The 24,070-nt window shown below is 67.3% G+C and carries 23 protein-coding genes; 14 read left to right on the top strand and 9 right to left on the bottom strand.

From position 1 onward, the window contains the following. Positions 1–121 precede the first annotated feature (121 nt). From E0W60_RS23220 to E0W60_RS23240, 5 genes are all read left to right on the top strand, one after another. Complete coding sequence (locus tag E0W60_RS23220) at positions 122–2,479, top strand: AsmA family protein (RefSeq protein ID WP_135705676.1); 2,358 nt, start codon at positions 122–124, stop codon at positions 2,477–2,479. A 337-nt stretch (positions 2,480–2,816) separates the two neighbouring features. Further along, a complete protein-coding gene (locus tag E0W60_RS23225; protein ID WP_135705677.1) occupies positions 2,817–4,007 on the top strand; it encodes an MFS transporter in 1,191 nt (396 codons plus the stop codon). A gap of 158 nt (positions 4,008–4,165) precedes the next feature. Beyond that, complete coding sequence (gene pdxH / locus E0W60_RS23230) at positions 4,166–4,804, top strand: pyridoxamine 5'-phosphate oxidase (RefSeq protein WP_133092398.1); 639 nt, start codon at positions 4,166–4,168, stop codon at positions 4,802–4,804. 212 nt (positions 4,805–5,016) lie between these two features. Next, complete coding sequence (locus E0W60_RS23235) at positions 5,017–6,258, top strand: SAM-dependent methyltransferase (RefSeq protein ID WP_135705679.1); 1,242 nt, start codon at positions 5,017–5,019, stop codon at positions 6,256–6,258. A gap of 27 nt (positions 6,259–6,285) precedes the next feature. Further along, positions 6,286–7,320, top strand: coding sequence for a DUF72 domain-containing protein (locus E0W60_RS23240; protein ID WP_135705680.1), 1,035 nt, complete (start codon positions 6,286–6,288; stop codon positions 7,318–7,320). 7 nt (positions 7,321–7,327) lie between these two features. On the opposite strand, the gene msrA is transcribed toward E0W60_RS23240, so the two are convergent. The 5 genes from msrA to E0W60_RS23265 all read right to left on the bottom strand — a co-directional run bounded on the left by msrA (position 7,328) and on the right by E0W60_RS23265 (position 12,767). Beyond that, positions 7,328–7,870 (bottom strand): peptide-methionine (S)-S-oxide reductase MsrA, encoded by a 543-nt coding sequence (msrA, locus tag E0W60_RS23245; RefSeq protein ID WP_133092401.1) that lies wholly within the window; start codon positions 7,868–7,870, stop codon positions 7,328–7,330. Between the two features lie 109 nt (positions 7,871–7,979). Continuing rightward, complete coding sequence (locus E0W60_RS23250; protein ID WP_135705681.1) at positions 7,980–9,545, bottom strand: class I adenylate-forming enzyme family protein; 1,566 nt, start codon at positions 9,543–9,545, stop codon at positions 7,980–7,982. Beyond that, positions 9,542–10,795 (bottom strand): acyl-CoA dehydrogenase family protein, encoded by a 1,254-nt coding sequence (locus E0W60_RS23255; RefSeq protein WP_133092403.1) that lies wholly within the window; start codon positions 10,793–10,795, stop codon positions 9,542–9,544. The genes E0W60_RS23250 and E0W60_RS23255 overlap by 4 nt, the downstream gene beginning before the upstream one ends. Before the next feature lie 80 nt (positions 10,796–10,875). Beyond that, on the bottom strand, positions 10,876–11,700 hold the full coding sequence (locus tag E0W60_RS23260; RefSeq protein WP_135705682.1) for an alpha/beta fold hydrolase: 825 nt from the start codon (positions 11,698–11,700) through the stop codon (positions 10,876–10,878). Beyond that, entirely contained in the window at positions 11,697–12,767 is a 1,071-nt protein-coding gene (locus tag E0W60_RS23265; RefSeq protein WP_135705683.1) for a peptidase M29, read from the bottom strand. Before E0W60_RS23265 ends, E0W60_RS23260 begins: the two co-directional genes overlap by 4 nt. Positions 12,768–12,921: 154 nt before the next feature. On the opposite strand from E0W60_RS23265, the gene E0W60_RS23270 reads away from it, so the two are divergent. Both E0W60_RS23270 and E0W60_RS23275 read left to right on the top strand, forming a co-directional pair. Further along, the gene (locus tag E0W60_RS23270; RefSeq protein ID WP_133092406.1) at positions 12,922–13,482 is read left to right on the top strand and encodes a flavin reductase family protein; all 561 of its coding nucleotides are present in this window, start codon (positions 12,922–12,924) and stop codon (positions 13,480–13,482) included. 17 nt (positions 13,483–13,499) lie between these two features. Next, positions 13,500–13,937: a MarR family winged helix-turn-helix transcriptional regulator gene (locus E0W60_RS23275; protein ID WP_133092407.1), complete on the top strand. Its 438-nt coding sequence runs from the start codon at positions 13,500–13,502 to the stop codon at positions 13,935–13,937. Here E0W60_RS23275 and E0W60_RS23280 read toward each other — a convergent pair. After that, on the bottom strand, positions 13,934–14,419 hold the full coding sequence (locus E0W60_RS23280; protein WP_133092408.1) for an Lrp/AsnC family transcriptional regulator: 486 nt from the start codon (positions 14,417–14,419) through the stop codon (positions 13,934–13,936). The two genes, E0W60_RS23275 and E0W60_RS23280, sit on opposite strands and share 4 nt — an antisense overlap. Positions 14,420–14,566: 147 nt before the next feature. Here E0W60_RS23280 and kynB point away from each other — a divergent pair, with 147 nt between their 5' ends. From kynB to kynA, 3 genes are read left to right on the top strand one after another with little or no spacing between them, the layout of a single operon-like run. Continuing rightward, a complete protein-coding gene (gene kynB / locus E0W60_RS23285) occupies positions 14,567–15,217 on the top strand; it encodes an arylformamidase (RefSeq protein WP_135705684.1) in 651 nt (216 codons plus the stop codon). Positions 15,218–15,253: 36 nt separating this feature from the next. Beyond that, positions 15,254–16,510 carry a kynureninase gene (kynU, locus tag E0W60_RS23290; RefSeq protein ID WP_135705685.1) on the top strand — a complete coding sequence of 419 codons (1,257 nt, stop codon included), beginning with the start codon at positions 15,254–15,256 and terminating at the stop codon, positions 16,508–16,510. 14 nt (positions 16,511–16,524) lie between these two features. Continuing rightward, a complete protein-coding gene (kynA, locus tag E0W60_RS23295; protein ID WP_135705687.1) occupies positions 16,525–17,409 on the top strand; it encodes a tryptophan 2,3-dioxygenase in 885 nt (294 codons plus the stop codon). Between the two features lie 105 nt (positions 17,410–17,514). Here the strand turns inward: kynA and E0W60_RS23300 are convergent, their stop codons facing one another. Continuing rightward, positions 17,515–18,324 carry an IclR family transcriptional regulator gene (locus tag E0W60_RS23300; RefSeq protein ID WP_135706300.1) on the bottom strand — a complete coding sequence of 270 codons (810 nt, stop codon included), beginning with the start codon at positions 18,322–18,324 and terminating at the stop codon, positions 17,515–17,517. A 222-nt stretch (positions 18,325–18,546) separates the two neighbouring features. Between E0W60_RS23300 and E0W60_RS23305 the strand changes: the two genes are divergently transcribed. Beyond that, a complete protein-coding gene (locus E0W60_RS23305) occupies positions 18,547–19,740 on the top strand; it encodes an acyl-CoA dehydrogenase (RefSeq protein ID WP_063240480.1) in 1,194 nt (397 codons plus the stop codon). 127 nt (positions 19,741–19,867) lie between these two features. Here E0W60_RS23305 and ltrA read toward each other — a convergent pair whose 3' ends face one another. Both ltrA and E0W60_RS23320 read right to left on the bottom strand, forming a co-directional pair. Further along, positions 19,868–21,235 carry a group II intron reverse transcriptase/maturase gene (gene ltrA, locus E0W60_RS23310; protein WP_135702721.1) on the bottom strand — a complete coding sequence of 456 codons (1,368 nt, stop codon included), beginning with the start codon at positions 21,233–21,235 and terminating at the stop codon, positions 19,868–19,870. Positions 21,236–21,761: 526 nt separating this feature from the next. After that, the gene (locus tag E0W60_RS23320) at positions 21,762–22,403 is read right to left on the bottom strand and encodes a peroxiredoxin (RefSeq protein WP_135705688.1); all 642 of its coding nucleotides are present in this window, start codon (positions 22,401–22,403) and stop codon (positions 21,762–21,764) included. A 251-nt stretch (positions 22,404–22,654) separates the two neighbouring features. Between E0W60_RS23320 and E0W60_RS23325 the strand changes: the two genes are divergently transcribed. The 3 genes from E0W60_RS23325 (at position 22,655) to E0W60_RS23335 (ending at position 24,067) form a co-directional block, all read left to right on the top strand. Then, a complete protein-coding gene (locus tag E0W60_RS23325) occupies positions 22,655–22,981 on the top strand; it encodes a DUF883 family protein (RefSeq protein WP_010813729.1) in 327 nt (108 codons plus the stop codon). Positions 22,982–23,153: 172 nt separating this feature from the next. Next, on the top strand, positions 23,154–23,534 hold the full coding sequence (locus E0W60_RS23330) for a phage holin family protein (protein WP_133092414.1): 381 nt from the start codon (positions 23,154–23,156) through the stop codon (positions 23,532–23,534). Continuing rightward, the gene (locus E0W60_RS23335) at positions 23,531–24,067 is read left to right on the top strand and encodes a DUF3318 domain-containing protein (RefSeq protein ID WP_133092415.1); all 537 of its coding nucleotides are present in this window, start codon (positions 23,531–23,533) and stop codon (positions 24,065–24,067) included. The genes E0W60_RS23330 and E0W60_RS23335 overlap by 4 nt, the downstream gene beginning before the upstream one ends. Positions 24,068–24,070: the final 3 nt, after the last annotated feature.

Below are 24,070 nucleotides of genomic sequence, written 5' to 3' on the forward strand. Positions count from 1 at the left end.
ACTATACAATAGACCTGCAGTGGTCCGTTCGCCGCCCTACGCAAGGCCCGGCAAGCCCCCACCAGGCCTTTCGGGCCGGCCGGTACCAGCGGACCTGCCCCGCCATAGAGGAGCCCCCCTCATGCCCATGCGCCGCAAGGTCGTCCTGTGGAGTGTGCTGACACCGATCGCGCTGATCGCGCTGCTGGTCATCCTGTTCCTGACCTTCGACTGGAACCGCGTCAAACCCTGGCTCAACGACAAGGTTTCCGAGGCCATCGGCCGTCCCTTTGCCATCAACGGCGACCTTACCGTGACCTGGCGCCGCGGCGAGGGCGAGACCGGCTGGCATACGCTGGTGCCGTGGCCGCGGTTGTCGGCTCGAGACATCACCATCGCCAATACCGACTGGGCCAGCCAGCCCCACCTCGCCACCGTGCGCGAACTGATCTTCGTACTGCGCCCGATCCCGCTGCTGGCGCACCAGATCGCCGTGCCCACCATCGTCGTCGACAGCCCCGCGGTCTGGCTGGAGCGGCTGGCCGATTCGCGCAACAACTGGACGCTCGAGTTCGGCCCCAAGAAAGGCCCGTCAAAATGGGAGCTGGATATTGGCGAAGTAGTGCTGGCGCGCGGCAACCTGGCGCTGGCCGACCAGTTCAAGAAGATCGAGTTGCAGGCCCAGCTCGACACCATCGGCGACAACCCGCTCTATGACAAGGCGCGCGACGGCGCGCTGGTCGGGCCGCAGGCTTCCGCCGTGCCGCCCGGGCCGCCCGCCAGCGGTGCGGCGGCATCCGCGCCGTCGGCAACGTCCCCGCCGTCCGCCTCGGCGCCGTCTGCATCGGGTCCGCCCGCCTCGGCCACCGCCGGCAACGACCGCTACGGCTTGCGCTGGAAAGCCACCGGCCGCTACAACGATGCCACCATCAATGCCAGCGGCAAGGCAGGCACCGTGCTGAGCCTGCGCAATACCGATGTGCCGTTCCCGTTCCTGGCCGATGTGCGCGTGGGCACCACGCGCGCGCTCATCGAAGGCACCGTGACCAATCCCGCCCACCTGGCCGCGGTCGACGTCCACCTGACGCTGGCCGGCGACAGCATGGCCAAGCTATATGCGCTCACCGGCGTGGTGCTGCCGTCGACCCCACCCTATGAAACCCGCGGCCGGCTGATGGCCACGCTGCGCAAGGAAGGCTCGATCTACGAGTACCAGAAGTTCACCGGCCGTGTCGGCGGCAGCGACCTGTCCGGCACGCTGACCTTCACCAAGCGCGAGCCGCGCCCGCTGCTGGCCGGCACCCTGCAGTCGAACCAGCTGCGCTTCGTCGACCTGGCGCCGCTGATCGGCGCCGACGCCAAGCCCGGGCAACCGGCCAAGGACAGCCCGGTGCGGCAGCCGCCCGACAAGGCCCTGCCGGTGGCGCCGTTCCGTACCGAGCGCTGGGACAAGATCGATGCCGACGTGCACTTCACTGGCAAGCGCATCATCCGCGACGCGGACCTGCCCATCACCAACCTGGTCACTCACCTGAAGCTGCAGGATGGCGTGCTGCTGCTCGATCCGCTCAACTTCGGCGTGGCCGGCGGCAACCTCGTGTCGAACGTGCGCCTGGACGGCAAGCGCGAGCCAATGGGCGCGATGGTCGACATGACCGCGCGCCACATGAAGCTCAAGCAGCTGTTTCCCACCATCGACCTGATGCGCGCCAGCATCGGCGAACTCAATGGCAGCGCCAGGCTGTCCGCCACCGGCAATTCGGTCGGGACACTGCTGGGAACATCCAACGGCGAGGCCAAGCTGCTGGTAGAGAACGGCACCGTCAGCAAGTTCATCCTGGAAGCGATCGGCCTGAACGTGGGCAGCCTGGTGATCAACAAGCTGTTCGGCGACCGGCCGGTGCAGATCAACTGCGGCGTCAGTGACTTTGCCTTTACCAATGGCATCGCACGCGCGCGCACCTTCGTGCTCGATACCGACGATGCCGTCATCGTGACCACCGGCGGCATCGACCTGCGCAGCGAGCGGCTGGCGCTGACGATCCATCCGGACTCCAAGGGCCTGCGCATCTTTTCCCTGCGCTCGCCGCTGTACGTGGGCGGAACCATGAAGAAGCCGACCGTCAGCCCCGACATCGGCGTGCTGGCGCTGCGCGCCGGCGGGGCGCTGTCGCTCGCCCTGGTGGCGCCGGTCGCCACCGCGGTACTGCCGCTGGTGGACCTGTCGCCCGGCGGCGACAGCAGCAAGTGCGCCACACTGCTGGCCGACCTGCGCAAGCGCCCGCTCGCGCCGCCTCCCGGCAAGACCTATAAGGATCCAAAGGCCGGCGGTACCGCGGGCATGACCGCAGGCAAGCCGATCCCGCCGGAAACGCCCGGCACCGCCGCACAGGCCGAGGCGCAGGCCGGCCGCCCTGCACACCGGTCGCCCCCGCCAGAGCGCGAAGCGCGCAAGCCATTGCGCCCGGACAACGACGCGGCGCTATACAAGGGCGGCTGAGCCAATGGACACCCCGGCGCCTTGCCGGGAATGTCGCCGCGTGGCGACATGTCTGCAGTTGTCTGAAGCGAAACAGCAACACTTCCGCCGGCTGCGACATCCCGTCGCAGATTGCCGTTGTAACTCGCCCACATGCGGCGCATAATTAAACGGCCATTTACAAGAAGTTTAAGCATGGCAAGCATCGGATGCGAGGCGGGTTCGCCCGTTCGCATTCTTCGGAAGGCGCGGCTGCGGCCGCCCTTTGTTTCCGCTTGTTTTCGTTTTTTGTTGTCCGCCTCGGCACGGCCGCCGGCCGCCCACGAGCGCGGCCCCACGACGCCACTCGCCCGCCCCCATGTCGCTGCCGCACACCGCCGTCCCGCCGATCACCTGGCTGATCGCGCTGACGGTGTGCAACCACGTGGCATTCAACGCCAGCCGCGTGGTGGTGTCGCTCTTCGCGATTTCCCTCAAGGCTTCCACAGTCACGCTCGGCGTGCTGATGTCGCTGTATGCGCTGCTGCCGATGCTGCTCGCGATCCGCGCCGGCAAGCGCATCGACGAGATCGGTCCACGCAAGCCGATGACCGCCGGCTCGCTGATGCTAGTGGCCGGCACGCTGCTGCCGGCGCTGTGGCATGAACTGGATGCGCTGTACCTGTCGTGCGCGCTGATCGGCGTGGGCTTCATGCTGGTCCAGGTGGCAATGCAGTTGCTGATCGGCCAGGTCTCGACCAACGAGACGCGGCTGCGCAATTACACCTGGCACGCGCTCGGGCTGTCGGTGTCGGGCACGCTGGGGCCGGTGGCGATGGGCTACGTCATCGAGCATGCCGGATTCCGCCCCGCTTTTGCCGTGCTGGTCGGGGTGGCGCTGGTCGGCCAGGCCGGCCTGCAGTGGGTGCGCCCGCGGCTGCCGGCGCAGGGCGGCAATGCCGGCCGCATCGCCATCGAGGACGGCAGCCGCCGCTCCACGCTGGACCTGCTGCAGTATCCCGAGCTGCGCGCCGTCTTTGTCGCCAGCGCGGTGCTGTCGGCGGCCTGGGACCTGCATGCCTTCCTGATCCCGATCCAGGGCTCGCGCATCGGGCTGTCGCCGTCGTCGATCGGCTGGGTGCTGGGCGCCTTCGCCATTGCCACGCTGATTATCCGCGTGGCGATGCCGGTGGTGTCGCGCCGCCTGTCGGAGTGGAAGATCATCCGCACCGCGCTGCTGGTGGGCGCTCTGGCCTACCTGGCCTACCCGTTCGTCACGCATTTCTGGCTGATGTGCGGGCTGGCCTTCGTGCTCGGGCTGGCGCTGGGCAGCGCGCAGCCCAATGTCATGAACATCCTGCACACGGTGTCGCCGCACGGGCGCGCGGGCGAGGCGCTGGGCCTGCGCTCCGCGGTGCTCAATACCAGCCAGGTAGTGTGGCCGCTGACCTTCGGCGTGGTCGGCACGGCGCTTGGCATGCTGCCAATCTTCCTGTCGATGGCCGGAGCCATGGGCGTGGCCGGTTACTACTCGCGGCGCCAGGGACGCCGGGCGCTGCCGCCGGCTTGAGCCCCGGCGCGCGCCCTGTCCACTGTGACGCCGCCCGCACGCCTTGCCGGCGCGCAAATGCGGCCCGCGAAGCATTCGCTATACTCGAATCAGCCGGACCTGCGCCCTCGCCCCCGGGGCCCGCCGCGCATCCCGACCGATTCTCCGATGATTGCGACATGACTCAACTCGCCGACCTCCGCCGTACCTATGTCCTGGGCTCGCTGTCCGAAACCGACGTGGCCCCCGACCCGATGAGCCAGTTCAAGCGCTGGTTCGACGAGGCGGTCACGGCCAAGCTGCCCGAACCCAATGCCATGACGCTGGCCACTGTCGGCGCCGATGGCCAGCCTTCCGCGCGCATCGTGCTGCTCAAGGGCATCGACGACCGTGGCTTCACCTTCTTCACCAACTACGAGAGCCGCAAGGGGCTGGACCTGGCGGCAAACCCGCGCGCCGCGCTGCTGTTCCACTGGGTACAGCTGGAGCGCCAGGTGCGCGTGGAAGGCATCGTCGAAAAAGTTGCCGACGACGAGAGCGACGCCTATTTCGCCTCGCGCCCCCTCGGCTCGCGCGTGGGCGCGTGGGCTTCCGAACAAAGCCGCGAAGTGCCCGGCCGCGACGTGCTTGAGCAGCGCGAGCTGGAATACCGCAGCAAGTTCGGCGACAACCCGCCGCGCCCGCCGCACTGGGGCGGCTACAGGCTGGTGCCGACCGCGATGGAATTCTGGCAGGGGCGCCCTTCGCGCCTGCATGACCGCATCGCCTATCGCGTCCAGCCGGGCGGTGCCTGGCAGATCGTGCGCCTTTCGCCCTGACGCGCTGGCCACGGAGGTCCGGACGGGTCTGTCCCGGGGGCTTCCCGAGGGTGCGCTGCACTGCCCGCGGAATTCGACTAAAGTGGGACTGGCGTCGCTTGGTGATTTTTACGCAAGCGCTCGCGACGGACTCGGGTCAAGGCTCGGGGCAGTACCTGCCTTGTCCGGAGGACCGGTCGAGCGCGTGCCGCAACCATCGGGAGGTAAAGCGCATGTTTTTCAAGCAAGCCCTGGAAAAGCAACTCGACAACTGGATCGCCGACCTGCGTGACAATGCCAACCTGCCGGTCTGCTTGCGCCTGTGGAATGGCACCGAATATGCCCTGGGCCATTTCGACAAGCCGCAGGTCACGCTGACCGTGCGCGAGGCCGCGGCACTGCCGCTGCTGCTGACGCCAAGCCTGGACAACCTGGGCGAGGCCTACGTGCAGGGCAAGATCGACTTTGACGGCCGGCTGGCCGACATCATCAAGGTCGGCTATGGCATGTCGGCGGCTGCCACGCGGCGCGCCGGCGGCGCGCTGGCCCGGGTGGCGCAGCATTTCTCGCACACCAGGCAGGAAGACCGGGAATCGATCCAGTACCACTACGACGTTTCCAACGACTTCTACAAGCTCTGGCTCGATCCCAACATGGTGTATTCGTGCGCCTATTTCGAGAACGGCGACGAGGACCTTGCCACCGCGCAGCTGAAGAAGATCGACCATATCCTGACCAAGATCCGGCTGCAGCCCGGGCAGACGCTGCTGGACATCGGCTGCGGCTGGGGTGCGCTGGTGCTGCGCGCCGCGCAGAAGTACGGGGCGCGCTGCGTGGGCATCACGCTGTCGCAGAACCAGTTTGACCTGGCCGCCGAGCGCGTCAGGGCGGCAGGACTGTCCGACCGCATCGAGATCCGGCTGCAGGATTACCGCGACACCACCGGCACCTTCGACCGTATCACCAGCGTCGGCATGTTCGAGCACGTGGGCAAGGACAACCTGCCTGGATATTTCCGCCGCATGCGCGAACTGCTGGCCGATGACGGCTACGCGATGAACCACGGCATCACCTCGCCCGATCCCGACAACGGCCAGACGCCGATGGACGGCGCCGAGTTCATGGACCGCTACGTGTTCCCGCAAGGAGAACTGCCGCACATCGGGCTGGTGCTGAAGACGCTGGAGCAAGGCGGCCTGGAGGCGATCGACGTGGAACTGCTGCGCCGCCACTACGCGCAGACTTTGCGCCACTGGGCCGATAATTTCGAGGCAAAGGGCGAAACCATCCGCGATATGGTCGGCGAGAAGAAGTACCGCATCTGGCGCGTGTACCTGGCCGGCTGCTCGCATGCCTTCGAGACCGACAAGATGTCGATCTACCAGGTGGTCTGCCACAAGGCCGGGATGTCGTCGGGCACGGTGCCTTGGTCGCGCCGCTATATTTATGAGCAGCCCATCGGGCGCAACGACTGAACGATACCGAACCCGAAACCGAAGCGATTGACTGAAGACCTCTTTGGCGGGCTGCCCGTGCCCGCCCCGCAACAAGCTCCCGCCCCTCCCGCAAAGTCCGTCCGTGCCCAGGGCGTGCAACCCGCGCCGATGGACGAGGCACTGCGCGCGCTGTCGGCGCGCCTGCCCGCCAGCCTTTACTTCGGCACCTCGTCGTGGGCATACCCCGGCTGGAACCAGCTGGTCTACGACGGCGAGTACGGCGACAGCATGCTGTCGCGCAAGGGACTGGCCGCATACTCGCGCCATCCGCTGCTGCGCGCGGCGGGGATCGATCGCGGCTTCTACGGGCCGATCCCGCTGGCCGACTACCTTTCCTACGCGGCGCAAGTGCCGGACGGCTTCCGCTTCGTGGTCAAGGCGCCAGCCAGCGTCTGCGACGCCTGGCTGCGCGGCTCGGACGGCGCCGGCCGGCTCGCCAACGCGGCGTTCCTGGACGCGGAGATCGCGGTGCGCGACTTCATCGCCCCGGCGAGCGCCGGCCTCGGCGGCAAATGCGGGCCGCTGCTGTTCCAGCTGTCGCCGATGGGCAGCCTGGCGGACAGCGGCGTATTCCTGGAGCGGCTCGACGCGTTCCTGGGCGCGCTGCCGCCGCTGGACCCGTCCATCACGCCGCATGCCTGCTATGCCGTCGAGCTGCGCGACCCGGCGCTGCTGACGCCGCGCTATATCAAGCTGCTGCGCCGCCACGGCGCGCGCTTCTGCCTGTCGGCGCGCGACCGCCTGCCGGCGGTGCCGCGCCAGGCCGCAGCGCAGGCCTTGATGGATGAAGCCGGCCCCGGGCCGCTGCTGCTGCGCTGGATGCTGCATGCGGGCAGGCCCTACGCGTATGCCGAGAAGCTGTACGCGCCCTTCGACCGCATCGTCGACGACGATCCCGGCACGCGCGATGCCATCGCCGACGTCGTGGCGGGCACCCTGCGCGCCGGCCAGCTCGCCATCGTCATCGTCAGCAACAATGCCGAAGGCTGCGCGCCGCTGAGCATCGTGCGGCTGGCCGAGGCCATCGCCGCACGGCTGTAAGCGTCCGCTACACCCGCAGCTTGGCGGCGAACTGCTTGCGGAACTTGGCCAGCTTGGGCGAGATCACGAAGGCGCAGTAGCCCTGGCTCGGGTGGTCCTGGAAGTAGTTCTGGTGGCCCTCTTCCGCGCGCCAGTACGGCTGCTCGGGCTCGACCTGGGTGACGATCGGGGCATCGAAGACCTTGGCCGTGGCCAGTTCACGCATTACGTACTCGGCGACGGCGCGCTGCGCTTCCGAGTGCGTGAAAATGACCGAGCGGTATTGCGGCCCGACGTCGTTGCCCTGCCGGTCCGGCGTGGTCGGGTCGTGGATGGCAAAGAAGATCTCGACGATCTCGCGGAAAGTGATCACGGACGGGTCGAAAGTGACGCGCACCACTTCGGCGTGGCCGGTATCGCCCTCGCACACCTGCTGGTAGGTCGGATGATCCACATGGCCGCCGGTATAGCCCGACTCCACCGCGACTACCCCCTTGACCTGCTGGTAGACCGCCTCCAGGCACCAGAAGCACCCGCCCCCCAGCGTGGCCGTATCAAATCGTTGTTCCATGTGCGCCGCTCCCTTGGCTGGTCTATGTCTATGGTTGTCCGGTGTCACGGACCTCAAGCATAAGCGCAGACGGGCGTGCGCGCATCGGCCATGCGGCTGGACTGCCGTGTCAGCCGGCGTGGTCGCCTTGGCGTTGCGATTCCAGCAGCGCCCGCAACTGGGGCTTCATCACCTTGCCCAGCGCGCTGCGCGGCAGGTCGTCTAGCAGCACCACCTCGCGCGGCAGCTTGAAGCGGGCGATACGGGCGGCCAGCGCCTCGCGCACCGGCGCCGGGGCCAGCGGCGCGCGGTCGGCGCCCGGCGCCGGCACGATCACCGCCACCGGCACCTCGCCCCAGCGCGCGTCGGCCACCCCCACCACTGCGCACTCCTGCACGCCGGGCAGGCCGAGCAGCACATTCTCGATCTCGGCCGGATAGATGTTCTCGCCGCCGGAAATGATCATGTCCTTGCTGCGGCCGACCACCTCGATGCAGCCGTCGGCATCGCGGTGGGCCAGGTCGCCGGAGCGGAACCAGCCGCCGGGCAGGCCATCGGCGGGCTGGTTCCAGTATCCGGCCATGACGTTGGCGCCGCGCACCCACAATTCGCCGACTTCGCCCTGCGCTACCTCGGCGCCGCAGGGACCATCCGCGCCAGCCAGCCGCACCGTCACCTCCGGCACCGACCAGCCGGCATAGCCGGGCCGCGCCATCGCGTCTTCCAGCTTCAGCACCACCGACACCGGTCCGGTCTCGGTCGCGCCATAGACTTGGCCGAGCGGCACGCCGCGCGCGTGGAACGCGTCGATATACGACCGTGGGATGGTCGAGGAGCCGGCCATCACGCCGCGCAGCGGCGACAGGTCGGCGCCGTCCCAGCCGGGATGCTCCAGCACCGCGCGCAGCGTGGCCGGCACCATCAGCGCCAGGCTCGGGCGCGCTTGCGCGACCGACGCCAGCCACGCGCCGGGCGCGAAACGGTCATGCAGCGTCACCTGCGCACCGGCCAGCAGCGCCGGCAGCGTCTGGATGCACAGGCCGCCGACATGGAAGGCCGGCAGCACCGACAGCACGTGATCGTCCGGCGTCATGCCGTGCGCCCACCAGCTGGCGCGCGCATTGGCCAGCAGCCCGGCCTGCGTATGCACCGCGCCCTTGGGCTTGCCGGTAGTGCCCGAGGTGTAGGCCAGCAGCAGCGGCGCGTCGCCGGCAACGTGCGGGAAGCTGGCGACGGCCGGCGCCGGGTGATCGATGATGCGTTCCAGATGCGCCAGCCGGCACTGGCTGGCGCCGGCCTCCAGCGCCAGCGCGGCATGCGCGTCATCGTGGAACAGCAGCGCCAGCTGCGCATGGCCGGCGATGGCATGCAGCTCGGCCGCGGCGAGCCGGTAGTTCAGCGGCACGAACATCGCCCCGACCCGCGCGCAGGCGAACAGCAGCACCAGCTGCAATTCATGGTTCAGGCACAGCGTGCCGACCCGGTCGCCGGGGCGGATGGCCCATGTCGCCGCCAGGTGGGCGCTGGCGCGCTCCACGCGGCGCCACAGCTTGCCGTAGCTGAAGGTGCGGCCGAGGTAATGCAGTGCGGGCCGCTGCGGCGCCGCCTCGGCATGCGCCCACAGCATGGCCGACAGCGCGCCGAGTCCGGCGGCACCGGGACGGGAGGGGCCAGGGCCAGGGCGGGCGCCGCTCATTCGTCGCGCTCGCCGGATTCATACAGCGTTTCGCGGCCCATGCGGTCCAGGATCAGTTCGGCGGTCCAGGGCAGCATCAGCGCGCCGCAGCGCGAATCGCGGTACAGGCGCTCCAGCGGCAGGTCCTTGAGCATCGACTGCCCGCCACAGGTTCGGATCGCCAGCCGCGCGATATCGTTGGCGCCTTCCATCACGGTGTAGTGCGCGGCGTAGAGGCGCAGGCGCTCGTCCTTGGAAGGGTTCGGCTTCGCTTCATGGATCACGCGCCAGAAGATCGAGCGCATGCTCTCCAGCTGGATGCGCATCTGCGCCACCGCGATCTGCTTGGTCGGGTACATGCGGCGCTTGACCGGCGGCTGGCCCGGCACCTCGCCACGCAGGTACTGCACGGTGAAGTCGTAGGCGGCCTGCGCCACGCCGAGGTAGGTCGGCGACAGCGTGAAGAACATGGCCGGCCAGGTCTGCGCGGCGCGGTAGTAGACCCCGCGCGGCATCAGCTGCTCCTGGTCTGGCACGAACACGTCCTTGAGCAGCAGCGTGCGCGAGACCGTGCCGCGCATGCCCATCGGATCCCATTCGCCGGTGACGGTGAGGCCGTCGGCCTTGCCCGGCACGGCGATATAGAGGGTATCGCGCATGTCGGGATGCTGGTCGCCGCGGTCCTCGGTGCAGAGAATGCCGTAGTAGTCGGCCGCGCCCGACAGCGAGGCGAAGATCTTGCGGCCATTCAGCACCCAGCCGCCTTCGACCTTGCGCGCGGTGGTGCCGAACGGCGCCTTGCCGGCGGCCGCAGCCGAGCCTTCGGAGAACGGCTGCGCGTAGACCGCGCCGTCGCGCACCACGCGTGCGAAATGCAGCGCGCGGCGGGCCTCGTGCTCGGCGCGCTGTCCGGGCGTCATCTCGATGCCATCGGACAGCGTGCCGGTCCACATGGTCGAGCAGATATGCATGTTGTACGTCAGCGCCGTGGCGCCGCAGAAGCGGCCGATCTCGGCGCCCACCATGCAATAGGTGGCAAAGTCCGCGCCCTCGCCGCCGAAGGCTTCCGGCACGCACAGCGCCAGCAGGCCGGCCTCGCGCAGGTCGTCGTAGTTGGCGAACGGAAAGCTGGCCTCGCGGTCCCAGGTGGCAGCGCGCGCGGCAAAGCGTTCGCGGCCCAGGCGGTTGGCCAGCGCCAGCAGGCGCGCCTGGCGCGGGGTGAAATCCGCCGTACCAACGGCAGGAATGAAGTCGAGCTGGCCGGAAGGCATGTCGCGGTCTCCTTGGCGCGGGCCGATATGGACCTGCGCCGTTGATCTGGTTTTCAGGGACTTCGGGACCGGCGCGCGTTTCAGCGCACCGGGAAATGCCGCTGGAGGAAAGCGAGTACGGGCGCGTTGAAGGCCGCCGGCCGCTCCATGCAGGCCAGGTGGCCGACATCGGGCAGGCAGAGGTACTCGGCACCGGGGATGCGCTGCGCCATGCGCTGCATCACCTCGGGCGAGGCATTGGTGTCGTGCTGGCCGGCCAGCGCCAGCACCGGCACGGCGATGTGCGGCAGCGCGTCGCGCTGGTTGAAGCGCACCAGCGCGCCCAGCGCGGCGCGGTAGGCGGGTGCGGGCACGGCGGCCATCACGCTCGTGGCGAAGGCCACCGCGGGCGCGTCGGCGTCCGGCGCCACCATCGTGCGCACCAGCCCCGCCGCCATCTCGGCCATGCTCTTGCCGGCGTCCAGCGGCGCGGTGCGCGCGGCGATGAACTCGCGCTGCCACGGCCCGTCGCCCTTGCCGAATGCGGGCGAGGTGCCGGACAGCACCATGCCGTCGACCAGCGCCGGCGTGGCGGCATACGCCTGCTGCGCCACCATGCCGCCCATGCTGTGGCCGAGCAGCACCACGCGCCGGCCGGCATCGCGCTCGGCCTGCAGCAGCGGCGCCAGCGCGCGGGCCAGGCCGTCGAAATCGTAGGGGTCGATCATGGCGCTGTCGCCATAGCCGGGCATGTCCCACGCCAGCGCGCGGTAGCCCGCCTGCGCCAGCGCCTCGCCCTGCGCCGGCCACGCGGCCTTGCCGCCGCCGATCCCGTGCAGCATCACGACAGCGACCGGGCCCTCGCCGTCACCCCATTCCAGCGTGGCGATGCCGTTGGCGTGCCTGCGGAGGTTGGGAGCGCTCATGCCTGCACCTCCACTAGCTGGCCTGCCTCCACCTCATTGCGGCCGTCGAGCGAGACCGTGCAGTTGCGCAGCGGCAGGTCGAAATGGCCCAGCGTATGGCGGCCCGCCACCTCGTTGGCGCCCGTGGAGAACAGGAAGTTGCCGCCGAACGCGCGCAGTTCGGTGCCGTTACAGTCGCGCTTGTCGTAGAAGGCCAGCGCATCCCAGCGCGCCGTCCGGTTCAGGCCCCAGCCGACGTGCGAGACCGCGTACGCGTCGCGCGTGCCTTCGCGGTCGGCCCATGCCTGGTAATAGCCGCGCATCATGTCGGCGTCGACGCCCTGCCCTTCGACGGCGACGATGTAGTCGTCCTCGATATGGCAGACCACGGCGTCGCGCAGGTAGGTCTTGAAGGTCAGGTTGACATCGCCCGGCGCCAGCACCAGCGTGCCGTTGACCTGGCGGCTGGCCGGAAACGCCAGGCACAGGCCGCCCGGCCAGTGCGAGACCTGCCCCGGCTTGTTGCAAAAGCCCCAGACGCCGCCCACGCGAGCGTCGGCCAGGCCGATGCGCAGCTCGGTGCCGGCGGCCGAATGCACGCGCATTTCTTTCGCGCCGCGCAGGCGCTTCATCGCGGCGCGCACCGTGCCTTCCAGCGCCGGGTCAGGCTGGCAGCGCTCCAGGATCTCGGGATGTTCGTTGCTGACCATCAGCATGCGCGGCAACACGCCGTCGGCGCCGCGCAGGATCAGCGGCAACTCGGGGGCATGCAACAGGCCTTCGACGGTGCAGTCGAGCACCAGGTGGCAGCGGGACAGTGCGGCCACGACCGGGGCGAGGTGTTGCAGGGCATCGCTGGCGCCGGTCGAGCGTACCGGCGCCGGCGCACTGAGCGCCGGTGTCGGCACCTGGATCCGGACGGGCGTGGCGCCCAGCGACTGCACCGCCAGCTCGGCCAAGGCCACGTTGACAGGGCGGGATTGCGACTCCGTTACAATTCCAACAACTTCCGCGCCCTGCAGGGCACAGAGTTCCAGGGTGCGCCGGAATGCCGCCAGCCAGCGGTGTTCGATCTGCTCGATGAGCATGTCTTGTCTCCTGCGTGTTTTCTTGGCGGCATGCGCCGCGCTGTTTTTTGTATCCTGGCCGGCACCCGCTGCAGGGCGGCGTGTCGGCGGACTTGGTTGAAGTCCCTGGCGCGAATAATATATATGAAATTTCATGAACTCCAGTGGAGCCCCAATGGGCATGCCTGAGGCCCAGCCACGGATCGCCAACGTCGCCGCCGCACCGGACTTCGATGCGCAGCATTTCCGCCGCACGCTGTCGCAGTTCGCGACCGGCGTGACGGTGATCACCACCCGCGCCAGCGCCGAATCGGTCGCGGCCGGCGCGCCGCCGTTCATCGGCATCACCGCCAGTTCGTTCAACTCGGTGTCGCTGGATCCGCCGCTGGTGCTGTGGAGCATGGCCACGCGCGCCAACAGCCTGCCGATGTTCCGCGACGGCACCCACTACATCATCAATGTGCTGTCAGCGTCGCAACTGGACTTGTGCCAGCGCTTCGCCACGCTGAAGGGCGACCGTTTCGCGGGCGTCGACTACCGGCTGTCGGCCACCGGCCTGCCGATCCTCGCCAATGCGCTGGCGTGGTTCGAATGCCATAACCGCAGCCGCTACGACGAGGGCGACCATGTGATCTTCGTCGGCGAGGTCGAGCGCTGCGGCGTGCTCGAAGGCCCCGATGGCCCGCTGGTGTTCCAGGGCGGCCAGTTCTCCACCACCAGTCCGCTCGAACCCTGAGCGCCTGCGGCTCCATCATGGCGGACCAGCCCTTCGTCGACGGCTACCTGGCCTACCTGCTGGCCCGCGCCAGCCATCTGATTTCCGGCGAATTCCACCGCGAGGTCGAAGCCCGCGGCCTGTCTGTGCCGGAATGGCGCGTGCTGGCGACGCTGGCCGACCGCGCCGACTGCACCATCGGCGCGCTGGCCGAAATCACGCTGACCAAGCAGCCCACGCTGACCAAGCTGGTCGACCGCATGGCCGCCGAGGGGCTGGTCAAGCGCACCGCCGGCACCACCGACCGCCGCCATGCGCTGATCTCGATCACGCCGCGCGGGCTGGCGCTGGCCAGGCCGCTGCTGGAACGCGCCGCCCAGCATGAGCACGCGGTGCTGAACGATTTCGGCCCCGAGCAAGGGGCGCAGCTCAAGGAAACGCTGCGCCAGCTGATCGCGCTGCACACGCAGCGCTAGGCGTCTTCCCCTGCCGCCTTCAGGATCGCCAGCGGCGAGCTGTCGGTCTTGATCCGCTGCAGCACGATGTTCGAGCGGATATCCATCACGCCCTTGGTGCGGTACAGCCGGTTCACGATGAAATCCGAGTAGTGCTTCAGGTTGCGCGCCTGCACGCGCAGGATGTAGTTGCTGTCGCCGGTGATGATGTACGCCGACAGCACTTCGGGCCAGGACTGGACCGCGGCGATAAAGGTGTCGTGCCAGCCCTCCACGTCATGGCGCATCGACACCTGCACGATGGCCTCCAGCTCCAGCCCGAGCTGCTCGGCATCGAACCAGGCGCGGTAGCCGCCGATCACTCCTGACTCTTCCAGCAACCGTACGCGGCGCAGGCATGCCGAAGGCGACAGCGCCACCCGGTCGGCCAGGTCCTGGTTGCTGATGCGGCCGTTCTCCTGCAGGCACGCGAGAATGCGCAGATCGATGGGATCGAGGGTCATTCGAATTTCCTGCGATGAATATGTAGATATTCGAATTTTATGCGAAAGATGACGTGCCGGACCGCTCATTTCGCAAGCCTCTTCCCGGGGAATTTGTCTAATATGCCGACATCGAGGCAGACAAAGACGGCATCGCCGCCCCATTCCATGACCGCCCCCAGACAAGACCCACGCCGGCTGTGGGACATCAGCCCGCCGCTGTCCCCGGCCACCCCGGTGTGGCCCGGCGACACACCGTTCCAGCAAGCGCCCGCGTGGCAGATGGACGAACACTGCCCGGTGAATGTCGGCCGCATCACGCTGTCGCCACACACCGGGGCCCACGCCGACGCGCCGCTGCACTATGCGGCCGACGGCGCGCCGATCGGCGACGTGCCGCTGACGCCGTACCTCGGCACCTGCCGGGTGATCCACTGCATCGGCGCATCGCCGGTGGTGGAACCGCGCCATGTCGAGCACGCGCTGCGGGACCTGCCGCCGCGCGTGCTGCTGCGCACCTACCGGCAGGCGCCACTGGCGCAATGGGACCCCGCTTTCTGCGCTGTCGCCGGCGAGACCATCGCGCTGCTCGCATCGCATGGCGTGCAGCTGGTCGGCATCGACACGCCTTCGCTCGACCCGCAGGAATCCAAGACCATGGACGCGCACAACGCCGTGCGCCGGCATGGACTGGCAATCCTGGAAGGCATCGTGCTGGATGACATCGACGAAGGCGACTACGAACTGATCGCGCTGCCGCTGCGCTTTGCCGGGCTCGATGCCAGCCCGGTGCGCGCCGTGCTGCGCAGCCTGGATTGAACACATCAAAACTTCACGCATACCCACCATCAAGACATGACGACCATTGACCGCGAGCACTGTCTACGGCTCGACCAGCAAGACCCGCTGCGCCCCTTGCGCGACCAGTTCGCCCTGCCCGAGGGCGTGATCTACCTCGACGGCAACTCGCTCGGTGCCCGCCCGCGCGCCGCCGCCGCGCGCGCCGCCCAGGTGGTGGCCGAGGAATGGGGCGATGGCCTGATCCGCAGCTGGAACACCGCCGGCTGGTTCGAACTGCCGCAGCGGCTGGGCAACAAGCTCGCCCCGCTGGTCGGCGCCGGCGAGGACGAAGTGGTGGTGACCGACACTACCTCGATCAACCTGTTCAAGGTGCTGGCCGCCGCGCTGCGCGTGCAGCAGACGCGCGATCCGGCGCGCAAGGTGATCGTCTCGGAATCCAGCAACTTCCCGACCGACCTCTATATCGCCCAGGGCCTGGCCGACCTGCTCCAGCAGGGTTACTCGCTGCGCCTGGTCGACTCGCCGGCCGAGATCGACGCCGCCGTCGGCGCCGACACCGCGGTACTGATGCTGACGCACGTCAACTACAAGAGCGGCGAGATGCTCGACATGGCCGCGCTGACCGAACTGGCCCATGCCCGCGGCGCGCTGACCGTCTGGGACCTGTGCCACTCCGCCGGCGCCGTGCCGGTCAACCTGAAGGCGTCCGGCGCCGACTACGCCATCGGCTGCACCTACAAGTACCTGAACGGCGGCCCGGGCTCGCCCGCGTTCGTGTGGGTCGCGCCGGCGCTGCGCGATGCGTTCTGGCAACCGCTGTCGGGCTGGTGGGGCCATGCCGCGCCGTTCGCGATGGAACCGCAATATCGCCCGGTGGACGGCGTGCGCCGCTTCCTGTGCGGCACGCAGCCGGTCGCGTCCCTGGCGATGGTCGAGTGCGGGCTGGACATCTATGCCCAGACCAGCATGCAAGTGCTGCGCGCCAAGTCGCTGCTCCTGACCGATCTCTTTATCGAGCTCGTGGAAGCACGCTGCGGCCAGCATCCGCTGACGCTGGTCACGCCGCGCGAGCATGCGCGCCGGGGCAGCCAGGTGAGCTGGGAACATCCGGAAGGCTATGCCGTGGTCCAGGCGCTCATCGAGCGCGGCGTCATCGGCGACTACCGAGAGCCGCGCATCGCCCGCTTCGGCTTTACGCCGCTGTACACCAGCTTCACCGAAGTCTGGGATGCAGTGGAAATCCTGCGCGATGTGCTGGATAGCGGCACGTATCGCGATGCGCGCTTTCAGGTGCGCGGCCAGGTGACCTGATCGGGAGTTACATCATGAGTGAAATCAAGGGATGCCCGTTCTCGGGCGCGGCGAGCGCATCGCAAACGGCATCGCAGCGCGACGGCTGGCATGGCGCGCAGATGGATTTCGCCAAGGACATGAGCTATGGCGATTATCTGGGCCTGGACCAGATCCTGAGCGCGCAGCACCCGCTGTCGCCGGACCACAACGAAATGCTGTTTATCGTGCAGCACCAGACCACCGAGCTGTGGATGAAGCTGATGCTGCATGAGCTGCGCGCGGCGCGGGAATCGGTCAAGGCCGACAGCCTGCCGCCGGCATTCAAGATGCTGACGCGCGTGTCGCGCATCATGGACCAGCTGGTGCAGGCTTGGAACGTGCTGGCGACGATGACGCCGCCGGAGTATTCGGCGATGCGGCCTTACCTGGGGATGTCCTCCGGATTCCAGTCGTACCAGTATCGGGAAATCGAATTCATCCTCGGCAACAAGAATGCGGCCATGCTGAAGCCGCATGCGCATCGGGCCGAGCATCTGGCGCTGGTTGAGGCCGCGTTGAAGACGCCCTCTCTTTATGACGAAGCCATCCGCCTGATGGCGCGGCGCGGGTTTGCGATCGATGCGGAATGCGTCGAGCGCGACTGGACGCAGCCCGCTGGCTACAACGCTTCGGTCGAGGCGGCCTGGCTTGAGGTTTATCGCAATCCCTCCGCGCATTGGGAGCTATACGAACTTGGCGAGAAGTTCGTCGACCTGGAGGATTCGTTCCGGCAATGGCGGTTCCGGCATGTGACGACGGTTGAACGCGTGATCGGGTTCAAGCGTGGCACGGGCGGCACCGAGGGCGTCAGCTATTTGCGGAAGATGCTGGATGTGGTGTTGTTTCCGGAACTGTGGAGGTTGAGGACGGATCTTTGAAGCCCCTCCCTGCTCGCCTGTTTGCTCCCCTCTCCCGCTTTCGGGAGGGGGGCCGAGGGTGAGGGCCGGCGCCACCATGAAGTAGAGCCAGTCGTTCGACCGCCCTCAAACCCCATCTGACAACCTCCCAGCCAGCGCCACCAGCGCCGGCGCCAGCGTCCGGTGGAAAACCTCTTCCTCCACGGCCCCATAAGAAGCGCTGCAACTCAGCATGTGCAGATCCTTCTCCCCAACGGGCCGAAACGCCACCGCGCAGGCATGAATCGCCGGATGCCAATCCCGGAATGACGACGCATACCCGCGCTGCTGCGCGTCAGCCAACGCCACCCGCGTCGCCGCCTCCTGCTGCTTCCACTGCTCTGGAAACGCCTGGCTGAACTCAGCCAGCACCCGATCCCGCCGCGCCGCAGGCAGCGCCGCCAGATATGCACGTCCCATCGAACTGGACACCAGCGACAGCCGTGACCCCACCCCAAGCCCCAGCATCACGCCGGCGTCGTTACGGATCGACTCGAGGTAGATCACCTCCATCCGCTCACGCTTTCCGAGCGACACCGACACGCCGTACGACTGCGCGAACGCCAGCATATGCGGCCGCGCCAGCGCCACCACGTCTGATGCCGACAAGTACGCGTACCCCAGCGCCAGCACCCCGGCATCGAGCGCGTACTTGCCCAGGCTGTCGTCATAGCGCAGGTAACCCAACTGCACCAGGGTGCCGGCCAGGCGGCTGACCGTGGCCTTGGGAAACCCGGTGCGGCGTACGAAATCCTGGTTGCCAAGCATCGCTTCGCCAGTACGGAAGCAGCGCAGCAGCTCCAGCCCGCGCGCCAACGCGGTGACGAAATTGGGATCGCTCTCACGCACCGGCGTGTCCGGCGTCGGTGCGTCGCTCGGAAGTGACGGACTGTTCAAGATGTGGTCCTCTCTGTTCGGCGGTTGTCCGCTCATCGCACAAGGGATCGGTGGCTTGGGGTTTTGCCGGTTGCACGGCAAACCCATTGCGATATACTAATTCAACGGAACACAGTTCCGCAATGCGGAACCAAAAATCCTCCGCACGAACCACCGAACCCGATACTCCGGAAGCACCGCGCCAGTCGCCCCGCTTCCACCGCGCCACCGAAGGAGACCTGCATGGCTGCCAACGCCGAATTCCACTGGGCCGATCCCCTGCTGCTCGACCAGCAACTGACCGCCGACGAACGCGCCGTGCGTGACGCCTCCGCGGCGTACTGCCAGGACAAGCTGATGCCGCGCGTGCTGCAGTCGTTCCGCAACGAGAAGACCGACGTCGAGATCTTCCGCGAGATGGGCGAACTGGGCCTGCTCGGCCCGACCATCCCCGAGCAATACGGTGGCCCCGGCCTGAACTACGTCAGCTACGGCCTGATCGCCCGCGAAGTCGAGCGCGTCGATTCGGGCTACCGCTCGATGATGAGCGTGCAGTCGTCGCTGGTGATGGTGCCGATCTATGAATTCGGCACCGAAGCGCAGAAGCAGAAGTACCTGCCCAAGCTGGCCACCGGCGAGTGGATCGGCTGCTTTGGCCTGACCGAGCCGAACCACGGCTCCGACCCGGGCTCGATGGTCACCCGCGCCAAGAAGGTCGACGGCGGCTATGAGCTGACCGGCGCCAAGATGTGGATCACCAACTCGCCGATCGCCGACGTATTTGTGGTCTGGGCCAAGCTGCAAGGCGAAGACGGCAAGGAAGACATCCGCGGCTTTATCCTGGAGAAGGGCTGGAAGGGCCTGTCGGCACCGGCCATCCACGGCAAGGTCGGCCTGCGCACCTCGATCACCGGCGAAATCGTGCTGGACCAGGTGTTCGTGCCGGAAGAGAACATCATGCCGGGCGTAAAGGGCCTGAAGGGTCCGTTCACGTGCCTGAACTCGGCCCGCTACGGCATCGCCTGGGGCGCGCTGGGCGCCGCCGAATTCTGCTGGCATACCGCCCGCCAGTACACGCTGGACCGCAAGCAGTTCGGCCGTCCGCTGGCCCAGACACAACTGGTCCAGAAAAAGCTGGCCGACATGCAGACCGAGATCACGCTGGGCCTGCAAGGCTGCCTGCGCCTGGGCCGCATGAAGGACGAAGGCACCGCCGCGGTGGAAATCACCTCGATCATGAAGCGCAACTCGTGCGGCAAGTCGCTGGACATCGCCCGCGTGGCGCGCGACATGCTGGGCGGCAACGGCATCTCGGACGAGTTCGGCGTGATCCGCCACGTGGTGAACCTGGAAGTGGTCAACACCTACGAAGGCACGCACGACATCCACGCGCTGATCCTGGGCCGCGCCCAGACCGGCCTCCAGGCGTTCTTCTGAAGCCGGAACCAGGCCCTTACGGACAGGATCTCCCGGAATATCGGCATAGGGGGCAGCCCATCGGGCTGCATCCCCTGCCACACCACCCGGCATGCGGGTCCGCACCGGGCGGTTCGAGAGGTTGAGGTCAGACGAGACGGGGCAGTCCCAGACTATCGAAGTAGGCAGTGGTCAGCACCCGATGAATCGCCGATAGGCTGTTGTGCCACCAGCGACGGCTTAACGCCGCCACCGACTGCGCCACCGGTAGTGAGGCCCCCAGGCGAAGCAGTTCGCGGTGGATAGTCTTGCCCCTGCGCCACTGTTTGAGCTGCAAGGCCCGAAGCCGCCGCCTTATCCAGCTGTCCAACTCACGCCAGATTCTGGAGGTCTGCGCCAGCCCGAAGTAGGCTTTCCAGCCCAGCAGGTAAGGGCGCAACTGATCGACTACGGCTTGGAGGCTGCGCCCACCATTGCGCCGCGTCAGTACCCTGACACGCTGTTTGAACGCCGCCATTGGCTTAGCAGCCACCACACGTTTGATCACACCGTCCCGGGCTTGCCATAGGCCATACCCAAGGAACTTGCGACCAAATACCGGCGCCACGGCGCTTTTGGCTTCGTTAACTTTCAGCTTGAGGCGGTCATAGAGCCTTCGTAGCAGAGCCATCACCCGCTCGCCAGCGCGACGACTGCCAACGTAGACGTTGCAGTCATCGGCATACCGCGCGAAGCAGTGACCCCGCCACTCTAACTCCTTGTCCACCTCATCTAGCAAGACGTTGGCCAGCAGCGGCGACAGGGGACCACCTTGCGGCGTTCCCTGATGCCGTTCCATGACCACCCCGCCATCCATGATTCCCGCGTTCAGGTAGGCTCGTATCAGCCGGATGATCCCGGCGTCGGCGATGCGTTGCCTTAGGCGGTCGATCAGAATGTCGTGGTTGACCCGGTCGAAGAACTTCTCCAAGTCCACGTCCACCACCACATGACGGCCCGACTGCACGAACGACTGAGCGGCTAACACCGCATCATGTGCCCGCCGTCCAGGCCGAAACCCGTAGCTATGCTTGCTGAAGGTCGGGTCAAGCAGCGGTTGCAGGACTTGCAACAGCGCCTGCTGGATCAGCCGATCCGTCACCGTCGGGATGCCAAGCTCGCGCTCGCCACCTTCCGCCTTCGGGATCGTCACCCGTCGTACCGGACTGGGCCGGTACGTCCCCCGCAGCAGTTCCTCACGGATACGAGGCCACTCGGACGCCAGTTTGCGCGACGTCTGGTCAATGTCCAGCCCGTCCACACCCGCCGACCCCTTGTTCGCCCGCACCCGTTTGAACGCCTGCCGCAAGTTCTCGCGCGTCAGCGCCGCTTCCAGCAGCGCCGACCCTGTGCCGTCCGTTTCATGCCGCGGGATTTCGGCTTCGCCGCGACACACTCCATCCGGGGCTTCACCCCTTGCTTCGGTGTCCCGCCCCGCTCGCGCGGGCTTCTGGCGCCTGGCCTCCAACATCGTCATGGCTTCTGACACTTCCTCTCGTTCGGCCCTTCGCCAATAGCTCCAACCTTGCCGGTCTGTCCTCTGGCTACTACGGCCTCTGCTGACTCCTCACTCCGGCTCGACGCCGTTACCCTTTCGGGATCGAGGTGAGGTCTCCCCAGGTAAGAACGCACTCCTTCATCGCACAGCCGCCACATTTACGCTGCCTCGCCTTGATCACAAGAGCTTCGCGGTTTCTCGCCCGCTCGCCCTGCTCAGCCGCGCCTTCTATGTGGTTCTTGTTCATCGGCTCACGATTTACGCTCCACGCTTCCTCCCCACGCTCGGTCGCCCTCACGCAGTTGCGCTTCGCTTCGTTCGCTGTGATCAGCTTACGGTGGGACTTGCACCCACAAGAGTGCGCCCATGCTGGGCGCACGAAAAAGGCCCGGCTGCAAAGCCGGGCCAAGCACACTACCAAGGAGACGACGAGGCTGCCCCCGTCGATAAAACACCTGTCCTGGACGCCGGCCCCGCAACATGCGGGGCCGCGTTCATTGGATCGTCATGCCTTGCCGGGTTGCGGCGTCAGCCGCAGGTATGGCCGCACGGCCGTATAGCCCTTCGGGAATTTCTCGCGGATCACGGCCTCGTCCTTCAGCGAGGGCACGATCACCACATCGTCGCCGTCCTGCCAGTTGCCGGGCGTGGCCACGCTATGGTTGTCGGTCAGCTGCAGCGAATCGATGACGCGCAGGATCTCGTTGAAGTTGCGCCCCGTGCTGGCCGGGTAGGTGATGATCAGGCGCACCTTCTTCTTCGGATCGATGATGAACAGCGAACGCACCGTCAGGGTCTCGTTGGCGTTCGGATGGATCATGTCGTACAGCTGCGAAACCTTGCGGTCGCCGTCGGCCAGGATCGGGAAATTGACCGTGGTCGACTGGGTCTCGTTGATGTCGCGGATCCAGCCGCGGTGCGATTCCACGCCATCGACCGACAGCGCGATCGCCTTGACGCCGCGGCGCGCAAATTCGTCCTTCAGCTTTGCCGTCAGGCCCAGTTCGGTGGTGCACACCGGCGTGTAGTCGGCCGGGTGCGAGAACAGCACGCCCCAGCCGTCGCCGAGCCACTCATGGAAGCGGATGCGGCCTTCGCTCGAATCCTGCTCGAAGTCCGGGGCGATATCGCCGAGACGCAATGCCATGTTCAGATCTCCTGATTTCGAAGTGGAACCAGAGTATCCCGATTGATATCCAACCCAAACGAATATAAAGTCACTACAAAATCACTCGTAGTCATATAGACATTTTCTGACAGTCTTTTCGCGCGCTTTCGGGCATGCTGGCAATGGCCCCGCCGATACCGGCGTCGAGGCACGTGGCCTTGAAACCACCGCCGCTCGCCACATATGCTAAGTATCAGACAGACAATGCCGTTAGCCTCGGAGCGTAGAAAATGTCAGAATCCGCACAAACCGAACCAACCGCCCGCAAACAGGAGAAACTGATGAGCGATGTCAAGACCGTACTGTCCGACGCCGAGGAGCTGCTGAAGCAAGCCGCTTCGACCACCGGCGAAAAAGCCGCCGAACTGCGCGAGCGCGGCATGGGTCTGCTCAAGCAAGCCAAAGAAAAGGCCCAGGACCTGCAGGATGCCGTCGTGACCAAGAGCAAGGCAGCCGCTCGCGCCACCGACGACTACGTGCACGACCACCCGTGGCGCGCCGTGGGCGTGGCGGCCGGCGTGGGCCTGCTGATCGGTCTGCTGCTGAACCGCAAGTAAGCGGCTGAAGTCCCGGTGCGGCCCCAGGCGCCGCACCAGAGCGGCAACCCGCGCGAGGCACGGGTTGCCAGTGGCCCGGGGGCCCGCACAGCGGCGCCCGGCCCCGTCCGCAGAAAGGCACGCCCGGCCAGGCCGGCGTGCCGCTTTCACGCCGGAGCCGCCGAGCGAATCCATGAGCGAACCCACCCCCTCTCCCAAACTGCTGGAATCCGTGCGCAATCTCCTCAACTCGGTGGTTGCGATGGTCCAGACCCGCCTGGAGCTTGCCAGCGTCGAATTCGCCGAGGAACGCACGCGCCTGATGAAGGTCGCACTGCTGGCCTGCTTCGGGCTGGTGTTCTTCGGCATCGCGCTGGTCACCTTTACCGCGCTCGTCGCCATCCTGTTCTGGAACAGCTACGGCTGGCAGGCGCTGGGCGTGCTGGTGGTCGTCTACCTGCTGCTGTGCGCCGGCTGCCTGGCGTACGCGCGCAACCTGGTGCGCAACGCCCCGCCGATGTTCGAGGCCACGCTCGCCGAAATCGACAAAGACCGGGAGATCCTGCGCCGATGACCACCCTGGAACCCGACGAAGGCGCGACCGAGCGCAACCGCCGCGAGCACGCGCGGCCCGTCCGCTTCACGCAGGAAGTCCGTTTGCCGCTCGACGTGCGCAAGGAGTTGCTGCTCACGCGCGCGGCGCTGGAACGCCACGACTGCTTGCAGGCACTGCACCAGGTACGCGGCGGCGCGCGCCGGCTGGGCAGCATTGCCAGCTGGCTGCCGCGTATCGCGCGGCCCGGCTCGTGGATGAAGGTGGCGGGCATCACCAAGGAATATCCGCTGCTGAGCACCGCCGTCACGCTGGCGCTGCCGCTGCTGCGGCGCACGCCGGTGCTGCGCTGGACCTGGAAGCTGTCCAAGGTCGGCCTGGCGGCCGGCGCGGCGTACTGGGCCTACAACACCTGGCGTGAGGCCAAGCAGCAGGCCATCCCTCCTGCCACCGCACCTACCCCCGCACCTGCCTCCGTGCCGGACACCGGCGCGGCCGCCACGCCGGGCGCGCCTCCCACCGACACCGGCTTCCGCGACCCGCTCGTTCCCTGAACC

Source organism: Cupriavidus oxalaticus (assembly GCF_004768545.1).
GTDB classification, from domain to species: Bacteria; Pseudomonadota; Gammaproteobacteria; order Burkholderiales; family Burkholderiaceae; genus Cupriavidus; species Cupriavidus oxalaticus_A.